At 28.4% G+C, this 13209-nt stretch carries 13 protein-coding genes, 1 tRNA gene and 1 pseudogene; 7 read left to right on the top strand and 8 right to left on the bottom strand.

The window, feature by feature from the left end; all coding sequences use genetic code 11:
* The first annotated feature begins 1 nt into the window (after position 1).
* The gene (locus ACUBP5_RS02280) at positions 2 to 1252 is read left to right on the top strand and encodes a 3-phosphoshikimate 1-carboxyvinyltransferase (protein WP_482168037.1); all 1251 of its coding nucleotides are present in this window, start codon (positions 2 to 4) and stop codon (positions 1250 to 1252) included.
* 93 nt (positions 1253 to 1345) lie between these two features.
* Here the strand turns inward: ACUBP5_RS02280 and ACUBP5_RS02275 are convergent, their stop codons facing one another.
* Positions 1346 to 1975 (bottom strand): C40 family peptidase, encoded by a 630-nt coding sequence (locus tag ACUBP5_RS02275; RefSeq protein ID WP_482168036.1) that lies wholly within the window; start codon positions 1973 to 1975, stop codon positions 1346 to 1348.
* 459 nt (positions 1976 to 2434) lie between these two features.
* Between ACUBP5_RS02275 and rpsT the strand changes: the two genes are divergently transcribed.
* The 4 genes from rpsT (at position 2435) to metK (ending at position 5379) form a co-directional block, all read left to right on the top strand.
* Positions 2435 to 2707 (top strand): 30S ribosomal protein S20, encoded by a 273-nt coding sequence (rpsT, locus tag ACUBP5_RS02270; RefSeq protein WP_482168035.1) that lies wholly within the window; start codon positions 2435 to 2437, stop codon positions 2705 to 2707.
* Between the two features lie 4 nt (positions 2708 to 2711).
* Positions 2712 to 2783 (top strand) — tRNA-Glu (locus tag ACUBP5_RS02265).
* A 78-nt stretch (positions 2784 to 2861) separates the two neighbouring features.
* Entirely contained in the window at positions 2862 to 3275 is a 414-nt protein-coding gene (locus tag ACUBP5_RS02260) for a hypothetical protein (protein WP_482168034.1), read from the top strand.
* An 850-nt stretch (positions 3276 to 4125) separates the two neighbouring features.
* On the top strand, positions 4126 to 5379 hold the full coding sequence (metK, locus tag ACUBP5_RS02255) for a methionine adenosyltransferase (protein ID WP_482168033.1): 1254 nt from the start codon (positions 4126 to 4128) through the stop codon (positions 5377 to 5379).
* A gap of 181 nt (positions 5380 to 5560) precedes the next feature.
* On the opposite strand, the gene ACUBP5_RS02250 is transcribed toward metK, so the two are convergent.
* The 7 genes and pseudogenes from ACUBP5_RS02250 to asd all read right to left on the bottom strand — a co-directional run bounded on the left by ACUBP5_RS02250 (position 5561) and on the right by asd (position 11334).
* Positions 5561 to 6553 (bottom strand): glucosaminidase domain-containing protein, encoded by a 993-nt coding sequence (locus ACUBP5_RS02250; protein WP_482168032.1) that lies wholly within the window; start codon positions 6551 to 6553, stop codon positions 5561 to 5563.
* Between the two features lie 711 nt (positions 6554 to 7264).
* Positions 7265 to 7378 (bottom strand): putative porin, encoded by a 114-nt coding sequence (locus ACUBP5_RS02245; RefSeq protein WP_482168031.1) that lies wholly within the window; start codon positions 7376 to 7378, stop codon positions 7265 to 7267.
* A 61-nt stretch (positions 7379 to 7439) separates the two neighbouring features.
* Positions 7440 to 7589, bottom strand: coding sequence for a putative porin (locus ACUBP5_RS02240; protein ID WP_482168611.1), 150 nt, complete (start codon positions 7587 to 7589; stop codon positions 7440 to 7442).
* Positions 7590 to 7699: 110 nt separating this feature from the next.
* Positions 7700 to 8161: a putative porin gene (locus ACUBP5_RS02235; protein WP_482168030.1), complete on the bottom strand. Its 462-nt coding sequence runs from the start codon at positions 8159 to 8161 to the stop codon at positions 7700 to 7702.
* 154 nt (positions 8162 to 8315) lie between these two features.
* A pseudogene (locus tag ACUBP5_RS02230) lies at positions 8316 to 8684 on the bottom strand (putative porin).
* Positions 8685 to 9411: 727 nt separating this feature from the next.
* Positions 9412 to 10209: a TrmH family RNA methyltransferase gene (locus ACUBP5_RS02225; protein WP_482168610.1), complete on the bottom strand. Its 798-nt coding sequence runs from the start codon at positions 10207 to 10209 to the stop codon at positions 9412 to 9414.
* Between the two features lie 123 nt (positions 10210 to 10332).
* Positions 10333 to 11334, bottom strand: coding sequence for an aspartate-semialdehyde dehydrogenase (asd, locus tag ACUBP5_RS02220; protein WP_482168029.1), 1002 nt, complete (start codon positions 11332 to 11334; stop codon positions 10333 to 10335).
* Positions 11335 to 11566: 232 nt separating this feature from the next.
* On the opposite strand from asd, the gene ACUBP5_RS02215 reads away from it, so the two are divergent.
* The gene (locus ACUBP5_RS02215; protein ID WP_482168028.1) at positions 11567 to 12427 is read left to right on the top strand and encodes a YicC family protein; all 861 of its coding nucleotides are present in this window, start codon (positions 11567 to 11569) and stop codon (positions 12425 to 12427) included.
* Positions 12427 to 12996: a guanylate kinase gene (gene gmk / locus ACUBP5_RS02210; RefSeq protein WP_482168027.1), complete on the top strand. Its 570-nt coding sequence runs from the start codon at positions 12427 to 12429 to the stop codon at positions 12994 to 12996. Before ACUBP5_RS02215 ends, gmk begins: the two co-directional genes overlap by 1 nt.
* Positions 12997 to 13209: the final 213 nt, after the last annotated feature.

Here is a 13209-nt window from a genome sequence, read left to right as displayed (position 1 = left end):
TATGGCTTATCTAAAGTTGAGCAAAGAAGAAGTTTCGGTAAAAGGAGAAATATCTATAGGAGGCTCTAAAAGTGAGTCAAATCGTTTGCTTATTCTTAAAGCACTTTTTCCTGATAGTATTTCTATTGAAAATCTTTCAAAATCAAACGATACATGTACATTACAAAATGCTCTCTGTGGAAAAGAAATTTTGAATGTTAATCATGCTGGAACGGCTATGCGATTTTTAACTGCTTATTGCGCCACTAAGGCCAATAAAATATTTATACTAGAGGGATCTAAACGCATGCATGAACGTCCTATAGCGATTTTGGTAAACGCTCTAAGAAAACTTGGTGCTCATATTGATTACTTAAAAAATGAAGGCTATCCTCCTTTAAAAATTTACGGAAAATCAATTACTGGAGGCCATATATCTATAGACGCTCATATGAGTAGTCAATACATCAGTGCTCTAATGTTAGTAGGGGCTGTTTTTAAAAAAGGCTTACACATTATGCTTTCAAAAAAAATAACTTCTGCTCCTTATATTTTTATGACCTTAGAATTATTGCGTAAAGCAGGAATTTCTGCTATCTGGGAAGACCGTGAAATTCTTATAAAGTCTGCTATTACTCCTACTCTTCGTAAAACTAATTTTTTTGTTGAATCTGATTGGAGTTCAGCGTCTTATTATTATTCTTTAGCTGCAATTTCAAAAAAAAGCTATATTCGCTTAAAGACTTATAAAAATATAAGTTTACAGGGAGATTACATGCTAAAAGATATCTATAGACGTTATTTTGGGGTTCAAACCGTTTTTGACGGAAATACTATTTGTCTAATCAAAGATCCTTTATATAGGATACCTGATTATTTTGAATGTGATCTTAATGAATGTCCTGATATTGCTCAAACTATTGCTGTGAGCTGTGCTGCTTTAAAAATTAGATGTTTGCTAAAAGGATTAGAAACTTTAAAAATTAAGGAAACTAACCGTTTATTAGCAATGCGAAATGAGCTATCGAAAATAGGAGTTCAAGTATATCTTACGGATGATTCTTTAGAGCTTGTTCAATTTAAAAATTATAAAAATATACCTTTAATCCTTACTTATAATGACCATCGCATGGCGATGGCTTTTGCTCCTTTTGCATTGCAAAATCCGCTAATTATACAGGATCCAAAAGTAGTTGAAAAATCTTACCCGAATTTCTGGAAAGACTTTAAAAGTTTAGGGTTTAATTTAGATAGCATCTCTATTATTAATTAGTAAACTAACTATATATACAATAGAACGTAACTATTATAATATTATATAGTATGTAATGGGAGGATCATTATTTTAATGATTTTTAAAATGTGTTTACGTAATAATACGTCGAGCCATGACAAACGTTTTCTTCCAGAAAGATTTATCCAGATTTGAGATCATTACCCCATGTGATTGAGAAGCATGTATGAAAGAAACACCATGTTTATTTTTCTCTAATACCATGCCCACATGCGTAATTTTTCGTTTTTTACAGCGTCCACGATCCATAGAAAAGAATAGTAAATCGCACTTCATTAAATTATCCTTACTTACGTTTTTACCTGCTTTAGCTTGCATATTTGAGATTCGTGGTAAAGTTTTATAAGGCTCAAAGGCTTGTTTTACAAGCGCAGAGCAATCTATCCCTTTTATCGAATTCCCCCCATAACGATATGGGGTTCCAAGATATTTTTTAGCATTTTTAACGATATTATTTATAATCTTATTATAAGCAATAGTCCCCTTTATAGGCATTGATCTATTGTTTAAATTCGTGAGATTGGGAGGGAGTTTATTTTTTCTAGCTTTTTTTAGATTCTTGTAAAGAACTATTTTTTGATGTCTATTTTTTACATCTGATAATTTATGAGCTATTTTTAAATGGCTAATAAACGAAAATAACGTAATGCTTGTAATAAAATAAGCTACTATCAAATAGTAGTAATTGAAGTATTTTTTCATATTTTTTAAATCTTAAAGGTAAGATAAAAGGCTCCGATGCTAAAGTAAAAAAAAAACACTTTTAATTTATAGATTTTTCTACTCTAGAAAAATAAATAACTTCTACTTATTATGGCATCTTTGATAAGGTAAAGAATAATATAACACACACAGTGTATAATTTATAATGATATATCTAAGGAATTCAGCATTTTAAAAATTGTATTTTTTTTTACTCAAATGCTTAGAAATATAATATTGATTACAATAATTTTTGATACAGTTTTAGCATATGATATCTAGTTACATATCTTGAATAATTTAGAACTCATTAATTTTTAACTCCTAATATTTTTATCAAAATGATAAAAAATTTGGATTTAACTATTTTCTTTGCTTATTTTTGCATTCAGGGAGCAAATTGTACTACAGAAAACAAGTATCCTGTCCCTATGGATTAAATTTTTAAGATTATGATTAATGGCAAATCACGCATCAGCAATAAAGAGGCTACGCCAAAATAAAAAAAATCGTTTGCATAATCGATATGATCATAAAAGCACTCGTACTGCTTTAAAAAAATTTCGCCAAAATTTAGGCCGATCTCATCAAGAAAAAAGTGAAGAAACGCTCAAAGTAGATCAGGGAGTTTTATATTCGTTACTTGATAAGCTAGCTAGAAAAAATATTATTCACAAAAACAAGGCATCTAGACTTAAAAGTCAAGTTGCTCGTGCTTTAGTGCCAAAATAAGAGCGGCCCATTCGTCTATCGGTTAGGACATCAGATTTTCATTCTGAAAAGAGGGGTTCGATTCCCCTATGGGCTACGTTTTTTTTTTAATGATTCTTGTATATTTAGTCTTAATTATAAAAGTTTAAGTATTTTTTATTTATACCATTATATTATGAATTTTATCTTGACTGTTCATCACTATATATCTTTCGTCTTACTTTTTGTTATGGCATTTACTATTTTTTACGTATTTTTTAAAAAACTACGGGCTTTATCAGAAATCAGAAAACTTACTTTCGTTATGATTTCTCTTTTGCATTTTCAGTTAATTTTAGGGTTTTTACTAGTTTCCAGATATGTTTTTTTGCTATGGCACATGAATTTATCTATTAAAGAAATAATGGCTAGCACGTATATTCGTTATCAAATAATAGAACATCCAGTAATTATGCTAATTGCTATAATGTTAGCTACTATTGCACATATTCTCTTAAAAAGAAATGCTTATAATAAAGGAATTTTTTTACTTTTGATTGCCTTCATATGTATGCTCTCTTGTCTTCCTTTTAAAAAGCTTTTAACTTGATTTAATTTTACTTTAGGTTTCTTTATTAAGAACTATAATCGTATAGAACCTATGAAAACGGGTTATCTATTAAATAGTTTTAGTATATATATAAGTTTATATAATCTTAATTAGTGTTTTTATAGGTTCTTATAGATCATCTTGCAATTCTAAAAAATAGTTTATATCTTAATTAATTATGTTAAATGATAAATTTTTGTCTAATGAATACTTTTTTGTAAAAACTTATTATATGATATAATAGGCTATTTGATTTTTTTTTTAAAAAAAATCCTAGATATAGAGCTATTTAATGGCCTTATAAAGGCAAAGTTAGAGAAACTAGAGAGTAATAGAGAGAGGATAATAATATTTAAATATTTTTAATATGGAGATAACCTACTAAATAAGGGAACTATAAAAGACTAATATTTTTTTTTATTCCAAAAAATATAAATATTATAGGATTGTAAATATATAATGTTAAGATATAAGTTTAGCTATATTAAAATATAGGATTACTTTCTATTTTTAGTATTATTTAGCTTCTAAGTTATTTAGAACACAAAGCTTATTAAAGAAATTTCTCAAAAAGATGGTAGTCTTGTCTAAGACTATAGATAATGAATAATGAACTAGGAGAAAAAAAAGGGATTCAAATAATATTTTACATTATTGCTAATATATTAAAATATATGAATTAAGATTTTTTTTAGTGATAAAATAATTATATTCATTATAACTGATAAACAAGAAAATATTTGACTGATTATAATCTCTTTAAAAATCCTAAAATGGCATTTTATATAATCGCATCGGATTTTTCTTCTCCTTATTAAAATATAAAATATTAAGTTTTTAATGCCTTTTTATGTCTTATTTATTTACTAGTGAATCGGTCTCTGAAGGACATCCAGATAAAATAGCTGATCAACTATCAGATGCCCTATTAGATCAGTTTCTTGCTTTTGATCGACATGCGCGCGTAGCTATTGAAACTTTAGTAACTACAAATCAAGTCGTGTTTGCAGGAGAAGTATACTCAAAAATATGGGTAGATATAGAGCGAATTACGCGAGCGCTTATTAGAAAAATAGGTTATACTAAAATTCAATATAAATTCGATGCTGATTCTTGCCGTATTCTTTCTATTATTCATAAACAGTCGCCTGATATTTTTCAAGGTCTAATTAAATCAAATAAAGAAGAACAAGGAGCCGGTGATCAAGGCATGATGTTTGGATATGCTACTAAAGAGACTAGTAATTATATGCCATTAGCATTAGATCTTTCTCATAAATTATTGAAAAGTTTATCTGTTTTACGTCGCGAAAATGATCAAATGCGTTATTTATGCCCTGATGCTAAAGCGCAAGTAACACTAGAATATACTGATGATAATATTCCTATACGTATAGATACTATTGTTATTTCTACGCAGCATGATGAATTTGATACTCAGGAAAGGATGCATAATCGGATAACCCAGGATATCCACAAAATTCTTATTCCTAATGTAAAGGGGAAATTACCTGACCAACTTCAAAAACTTTTTACCAAAGATACTTGCTATCATATAAACCCAACAGGGAAATTTATAATTGGAGGGCCCCACGGAGATGCTGGTCTTACTGGAAGAAAAATTATTGTAGATACCTATGGAGGGAAAGGTGCACATGGTGGAGGAGCCTTTTCAGGGAAAGATCCTTCTAAAGTAGACCGTTCTGCAGCTTATGCTGCACGTTATATGGCTAAAAATTTAGTAGCGGCGGGAGTAGCTGATGAACTTTTATTACAAATCTCCTATGCTATAGGACGTGCCGAACCTACAGGAATTTATATAAATACTTATGGTACTTCTAAAGTAGATATGATAGATAGCCTTATTGCTAAAAAAGTATCACAATTATTTGATTTTAAACCCTATGCTATAGAAAAATATTTAAAACTGCGTGCTCCAATATATGAAGAAACAGCAACCTATGGACATATGGGGAGACTACCTAAATTCATCAAGAAATTTTTTACTGATGATCAAAACCAAATTATAGAGAAAGAGGTAGAACTTTTTACTTGGGAAAAATTGGATAAAGTTTCTATGATTAGAAAGACATTTAAAATTTAGATTGTACCTTAAGAAAGTATAAATATCTACTATTATGCTCTCATAGTATAAGCTTCGATAATATTTTTTATCAGTTTATATCTCATTTTTTCCTCTAATTTTTTTAACGATTAAAAATATTTTCTTTTTAAGAATGTATATTAGATATGGCATTATGATTCGTTATACTTATATTTTCTCTTTATCTCAATAATAAAATATCGCCAGCTTTAGGTTCATAAAAAGGGTTAATTTTATTATAATAATACAATTTTTCTAATTGTATACCTAGTTTTTGTGAGATAAAATACATAGTTTCTCCCTGTAAGACTATATAAAAATCTTGGACTCCCGAGGGATTTTTGCGTTCAAGGAAAAAATACTGACCAGGTAAAAGTGGACTTTCTTGGCTAATATCGTTATAATATGCTAAGCGTTTAACAGAAATGCCATAAATCTCTGAAAGAGACTCAATACTATCCCCCTTTTTTATAATAATATATTTAAGACCACCATTTTCATTATAGAGTATGCGGTCCTGATAAGAATGTTTTTTAAGAGTACAATTATTAGTAATTGGACAATTAAAATAGTTTGAATCTGAATTATTTTTAGAATTCTCTATTAGATCATTATTAAATTTTATAGCTGCTATATGAGTTTCGATACGATTCTCAATTCCTTGAGAATACTCCTCATCAAAACGCCAAAGTTGGTATTTTTCTATTTGTATAATCAAACGTTCAGCATAGTCTGCTATGGTAGCATACCCTGCTGATTTAAGTTCCTTTGCCCAAGATTTATAATCCGTTTTAGGGAATAAAAAGAGTTTTTTATAACGAGATCTTTGAAGAAACTCAGAATGATCGCGAAAAGAATGGAAAGGTGAATCATATTTTCTGAAACACTCCTGGGAAACATCATCATCGTAATAAATTACTTTACCTTTCCATTCTTTTCCACATTTAATCCCAAAATGATTATTAGCATATATAGCTAATGAGCTATTCCCACATGAGGATTCCAAAATTGCCTGCCCTAGTTTAATACTAGCTGGAATACCAAATTTTTCCATTTCTTCAACCGCTATTGCAGCATATTTTCTAATATAATCAGATATAGAATAACTTTCTTTTTGGGCGTATAGGGAAAAAGAACTTAAAAAAACAAAAAAATTTAAAAACACAAATATCATAACCTAAAAATTTAATTTATATTTTTTTTTAATTCGTTTATTTATTATTAAAACTATCTATTTAGTAATCTAACTGTATTTTATATATAAAATTTTAAGATAAGGCCTTTTTAACATAAATTCCCTTTTAATATTATATTACTAATCCTATATACATCATCCTTAATATATATGATTTTAAAAAGGACAGTATTATTTTTTTTTAAAAAAAAAACTGTCAATAAAATTGATTTATTGAAACTCATAAAGTTAACTAATTCATTATAACTTTAGTATAATCACTGAAGTGATTACTATTCCTTATAATTCTTTAGAAGAATATTTATTTACCTTACTAACTAATTAAGTAGCTGTTTAAAAAAAAAAGAGTATAAAATTGATAAGAAAGAAATTATTGAAAACACGCTGAAAAAGCACCTATTGGCCTATTATTATCCATATAATAAATTATAGACGATATTCCCCATCCCTTTTAGAAATTTCTTTTTAAAGGCGTCTAAAAAATAAAAGTCTATTTAAAGAAAATAAGTTTTGTTATACAATATATAAATCAAAATACACTACTACCTATTCCAGGTAGTTAGTTCTAAAAGTATAATTTTTATTTAAAATCGTTTTTCAAAATATTTTCACCTAATTATTTTAGACATATAATTCCTATTAAATATTTTTTTAGAAAAAAATCCTTTACTTTACTTAAGTAAATAGATTTCACGAAAGACCTATTCGCCAAATAAAATTCATAGCTGGATAATTAGGTGCGCTAAAATAATTACAAGTTCTTTGTCTAGCATTAAAATGTTGAGCAAGCAAGTAAAATTGCACACGAAATATCTTAAAATTTAAGAAATAATCTAAAAATGTATATCCTCCTATAAGTTGGGAGTTACCTTAGGTAAGGTAAAATAAACTCGTTGAGTACTAGAAGAAATATTCTAGATTTAGATATAGAGAAATAATTTAAAGCAATTCCTGTCTGTAAATACAATGATTTATTAAAAAACACATCTTCATAATATAAAGAAGCACGAGCTATGAAGTCAGGGAGTAAAAGTACCTGATTACCTAAAGTAACTTTCTGATATTGTACCCTATTCTACAATCCTAATTTCCCTAGCTTGATAATAAAGGATTGAGCCTGTATCATCAAAGTTTTAGTTTTTGATTATATTGAATAGGATGTCCTATATGATTAAAATAAACATACTGCCCCACATCATATAGATTGATATAAAGATTAAAATACTTTCTTAACAGCAAGAATAAATACAAAGAACGACTATCTATAGCCTTGATATTTGGGATGCTGTAATTATAATTTACATAGAAACTTTTGTGAAACATTGCATTAAAATCCGGATGAGTGGCACTAACCGAAGTATAGAATCCGCATTTGATATTTCTTGCTAAAGAAATTTCAGCACTTGTATTAAAAATAAAATCGTGTCTGAATTTTCCGCTTAAAGCATAACTACCATCTGTCTTAAAAATACACTTACTATTACAATGATATTGAAAATCTGCAATAAGAGATAATATATTAACTTGAATTTTTACTACTTCCATCTTTTTAGAGATGGAAGAGTAGTTTAAAAAATCATATTGCAATCCACTTTCTAAGTATCCTTTTTTTTTATACAGTTAGGGTAAGTTTATTACTAATCCTATTATAATCTGCTTTATCTATACGAGCTTCCTCTAGATATACTTCTGAGGGGAAAAAACTTTCTTGATCTTTTCCCTGATATTGATAATTTTTTATTTAGCGACTAAATTCATGCTTTATAAAAAAAATAATATATGAAGTTTTTTTTTCACTTAAACAAAAAAGATCCAGTGACTGTTTTAAGTAAAAACGCTTAATTTTAAATTGACTATTAGCATTTTTTAAATTGATTGCAATATTTTTTGTATTTTTAAATTCGGCTTGACAATTAAGAAAATTCGATACACTTTGTATTCCCGAATTTTCATGATTATTTATATCCTGATTCAGAAAATGAGTCCAAGTTTTATATTGCTCTTAAGGCGTTCTATAATTAAATGTAATAAGACAAATATGATTGTCTGATAATTCTCTTTGATAATACCCTAAAGAATGTAAAGAGCCGTATTGTAGTGAATAATTCATTCTCTCATGAGGACTTTGAGTGAAAAAAATTGAAGTATATGTCCTTTATTTATAGCTCTTTTATAAAAAAATCTCGGTTAAAGGAGTTTTAACATCAAAATAGCGTACCTTGTAAGGTAATATTAAAGCATATTGTAGGATATATTAGAAAGGCAGTAATTTTACCCGTTATTTTAACTTTAGAGAGTGTATATTCCCATTAAAATAACCATAAGCAGATTATTATTTTTTATAGCAAATTATTTAGAATATTATATCAATTAAAATGACAAATTAGTTATTTGTTCATAATCTTAATTACAAGATTAGATATCTCATTATGCAATGATATTCAAATATTTTCTCGGGAAGAGATATCCTATTATAACAGGATATATATGATAGTATATAGGTAGTATTATAAGAAAAAAAAAAATATTATGATAAATGCAAATAGGCTCTTAAATAGGAATTTAATTAAAAAAATAGTTTTTTGATTAAACTGTATGGTATCTAAAGCAATTTTTAGCAGTACGATTTTTTGTTGAATACTCTTTTAAAAAAAACTTCTTATATAATGTTACTAGATTTTAAAAAAAAATCTAGTATAAACGACTGAATTACAGCTATATATCTTCTAAAAGATGCATGAGTTAAATATTTTATCACTAAATATTTCTAGATAAGAAGGGATAATTATTTATCAATGATATAAATAAACACTCTAAGTATTAGCAATTGCATATCTTCATGATTTTTTATTGAACTTTAGAAGTCTTTGTCGTACTGTTTCGAATAATATAACAGCTGTAGCATTGCTTACATTTAGAGAATCTATCGTATCATGCATAGGAATCCGCAAAAAGATATCTGTTACTTGTCTCATCTTTTTTGAGATACCTTGAGATTCTGCGCCTATAATTAAAGCGATCCCCAAGCACAAATCACTATTGTATAAGCTTAAGGCATTTTTTTCTAGGACGCTAGCTATCAAAGTTATTTTACGATTCCTTAACCAAGGAATAAATTCTTTGAAATCAGCATTCACTATTTTTTGGGTGAAGACTGTACCTAAGCTCGATCGAATAACGTTAGGATGGAAAATATCGTTTTCAAAGTTGCAAAGAATTACGCCTTCTACGGCTGTAGCTTGAGCACTTCGAAGAATAGCCCCTAGATTTCCGGGTTTTTCAATATTTTCGAGTACGAGTAATAAAGGATTATTACTTATGTTAAGATCTCTTAGTTTAAGATATGATCGGTGAAAAACCCCTATTGCTCCTTGGCTACCCCCTCGGTAAACTGCCCTTTTAAAGGCACTTACACTAATATCAGTTACTTTAGGAAAATTTTTGGAAATAACTTTTTCTTTACAAATAGTTTTACATAAAAAAAGTTCTTTAGGCAAATATCCCCCTTGGAGGGCTTTTTGAATTTCTCTTACACCCTCTACAACAATAAGATTTTGTTTAATACACAAGCTAGATTTTTTCTGCATTTTCAGAAGGTTCTTTATTCTTGCATTTTTTTCGCTTGAAATATTCATGTTCACAAACTTTATTCTCAATGTGAAATTTTAATTTTACCTTAAATTTCTTATATATGGCTTTGATAGTTATATATCATATAACTTAGCATTTATAAAACTTTAGAAGAGTAAATTTTGGAGTTAATATTTTTTTGAAATTAACCCTTGCGCAACTAAATATTCAGCAATTTGCACAGCATTTGTTGCCGCACCTTTACGTAAATTATCTGCTACTATCCATAACTGTAAGCTCTTTTTTTGTGAAAAATCTCTTCGCAATCTACCTACAAATACTTCATCTTTACCATGAGCATAAATAGGCATTGGATATAGATTATTTTGAGGATCATCCTGTACGACTAATCCAGGGGTATTTTTAAGTATTTCACGCAGCTCTTGGAGCTGAAACTCTTTCTCAAAGGTAATATTAACGCTCTCTGAATGCCCTCCGATAACAGGGATGCGAACTGCTGTGGCAGTTAACTCCATATTATTTGTATCCATAATTTTTTTAGGTTCATGCATTAATTTAAGTTCTTCCTTAGTATATCCATCTTTTTCAAAAGCATCGCAATGAGCAAGTGCGTTTTGGTGAATAGGATGTGGATAAACACGCTGAGCATTTATCCCTTTGATCTCTGCCTTAAGCTGATCAACTGCTTTTTTACCAGTTCCCGTAATAGATTGGTAGGTAGAAATCAATACGCGTTTTATACCATATCTTTTATTTAAAGGATTAAGCACCATAACCAATTGTATAGTAGAGCAATTGGGATTAGCAATAATTTTATCGTTTATTGTAAGTATATGTGCATTTATCTCTGGGACGATAAGTTTTTTAGAAGGATCCTTCCGCCAGGCGGAAGAATTATCTATAACAGTGGTGCCTATTCTAGCAAATTTAGGAGCCCACTCTCTAGAGATATCTCCTCCAGCTGAAAATAAAGCAATATCTGGATTTAAACTAATTGCGTTATTAAGACTTATAATTGAATACTTATCTTCTTTAAAAGATATTTTCTTCCCTATAGAAACACTCGAGGCTACTGGGATTAACTGTTCTATTGGGAAGTTTCGTTCATTTAGAACTTTTAACATAACGCGACCTACCATACCTGTAGCTCCAATAACAGCAATTTTCATAAAAAGATTTTTCACTTACTACAAATATCATAAATATATTTTTTAACCTATGTATTTTGATTTTTTCTATGGTTATATATATTACTAAGCAATATATTTTCTGTTAACTTGATAAGTTAACAGAAACGTTTTTATAAAATATGATATTTTTGTTCTCATTATCTATGTTATATTCATAAAACAATTACAATACTTTTAATTATAAAAATATGTGTTTTAAAATTTTCCTCCCATGATTGAATCTATGACAGGATTTGGTCGTGTGGAAAAAGAAGTATTTGATAAAAAGATCACCATAGAGATCCGATCACTCAATAGTAAACATCTTGATATAAATATTCGTTTGCCGTCCATTTATAGTCATAAAGAGTGGTTTCTCCGTAAGAGGGCTAGTACCTTTTTTAAAAAAGGTAAAATTGATATAAATTTTCATTTACAATCTATAGGATCCTCCCCAAAATATTTTCTAAATACAGAAATTATACGTTTTTATATAGAATCTTTTAAGGAAATAGCTCCAGGATTTGAAGAAATTAATTATTTATCACTTGCTATGAAAATGCCTGAAGTACTAAGCATCCCTAATAAAACACTTCATGAACAAGATTGGGATTTTATAAAATGTTTATTTGATGATGTGTTTAGTTCAACTAAGGAAGCTCGTAAAGAAGAAGGAAAAATTTTAAATGATGATATTTTATATCGTATTAAAAATATTTTGTATTTTCTTCATCAGATTTTTCCGTTTGAAAAACAACGCAAAAAGATCATCGAAAAAAGGATACAAAAAGCATTTCACTCTCAAAATATTTCATTAGATCAGAGTCGATTCGAGCAAGAATTAATTTTTTTTCTTGAAAAAATAGATATTACCGAAGAACTCGTTCGTTTAAAAAAACATTGTGAATATTTTATTCAAGTAATCAATTTAGAAGAGTCTCAAGGAAGGAAATTAAATTTCGTCATACAAGAAATCTCTCGCGAGATCAATACACTTGGGGCTAAATCTCAACATATTGAAATACAGAGATTTACTATATTGATTAAAGAAGAAGTAGAAAAAATTCGTGAGCAATTGGCTAATGTTATATAATGAAAAATGGTAGAATTATTATTTTTTCAGCCCCTTCGGGAGCCGGAAAAACCAGTATAGTTCACGGGCTACTTAAATCAATGTCAAATGATCTTGGTTTTTCTATTTCGTGTACTACACGAAATCCTCGCAAAGGTGAGGTCAATGGGAAAGATTATTATTTTTTATCCTCGAAAATGTTTCAAGAGAAAATAAATCAAAATGCTTTTGCCGAATGGCAGGAAGTATATCCAGGATATTTTTACGGAACCTTAAAAAGTGAAATTAAGCGCCTATTATTACAAAATAAACATGTTGTTTTTGATATAGATGTCCAAGGAGGATTGAATTTAAAAAAAATATATCTTCATAGTGCTTTAGCAATTTTTATACAACCTCCTTCTCTAAAGGAACTTGCAAGACGTTTAAAGGCAAGATCTAGCGAAAGTTATGAAGATTTTTATATACGTTTGCAAAAAGTTGAAAGTGAAATTACTTATTCAAAGCTTTTTGATCGAGTTATAATCAACGATAACTTTTATACCGCTTTATACAGGTCAAAGAAATTAGTGGAAAATTTTATTCTCTAGATTGAGAACTCTTATCTTTATTAAGATAATCGTTGTTTTACTATTTATATTTTTTTATGCTTTAATAAAAAAAAGGTACTCATAATATAATAAGGTCTCTTACATTTATAAATAATACCATTCTAGTCTTTAAGAATGATTTATTAAATAATAAATTTTATATTTAAAACGTTCTTTTTACTCTTTTGACTTTTGATCCTATCAAAAAAACGG

It is taken from the genome of Candidatus Insignibacter tubulum, from assembly GCF_056790205.1.
This window is presented reverse-complemented; position numbering and strand designations above follow the sequence as displayed.

Bases quoted from the DNA above. Each gene is read 5' to 3' on its own strand.
- asd (WP_482168029.1), bottom strand. From the start codon at position 11,334: ATGAAAATTGCTGTTATTGGAGCTACAGGTATGGTAGGTCGCGTTATG.
- ACUBP5_RS02275 (WP_482168036.1), bottom strand. From the start codon at position 1,975: ATGAAAAAATACTTCAATTACTACTATTTGATAGTAGCTTATTTTATT.
- ACUBP5_RS02280 (WP_482168037.1), top strand. From the start codon at position 2: ATGGCTTATCTAAAGTTGAGCAAAGAAGAAGTTTCGGTAAAAGGAGAA.
- ACUBP5_RS02225 (WP_482168610.1), bottom strand. From the start codon at position 10,209: ATGAATATTTCAAGCGAAAAAAATGCAAGAATAAAGAACCTTCTGAAA.
- ACUBP5_RS02260 (WP_482168034.1), top strand. From the start codon at position 2,862: ATGAATTTTATCTTGACTGTTCATCACTATATATCTTTCGTCTTACTT.
- ACUBP5_RS02215 (WP_482168028.1), top strand. From the start codon at position 11,567: ATGATTGAATCTATGACAGGATTTGGTCGTGTGGAAAAAGAAGTATTT.
- ACUBP5_RS02250 (WP_482168032.1), bottom strand. From the start codon at position 6,553: ATGATATTTGTGTTTTTAAATTTTTTTGTTTTTTTAAGTTCTTTTTCC.
- metK (WP_482168033.1), top strand. From the start codon at position 4,126: ATGTCTTATTTATTTACTAGTGAATCGGTCTCTGAAGGACATCCAGAT.
- rpsT (WP_482168035.1), top strand. From the start codon at position 2,435: ATGGCAAATCACGCATCAGCAATAAAGAGGCTACGCCAAAATAAAAAA.
- gmk (WP_482168027.1), top strand. From the start codon at position 12,427: ATGAAAAATGGTAGAATTATTATTTTTTCAGCCCCTTCGGGAGCCGGA.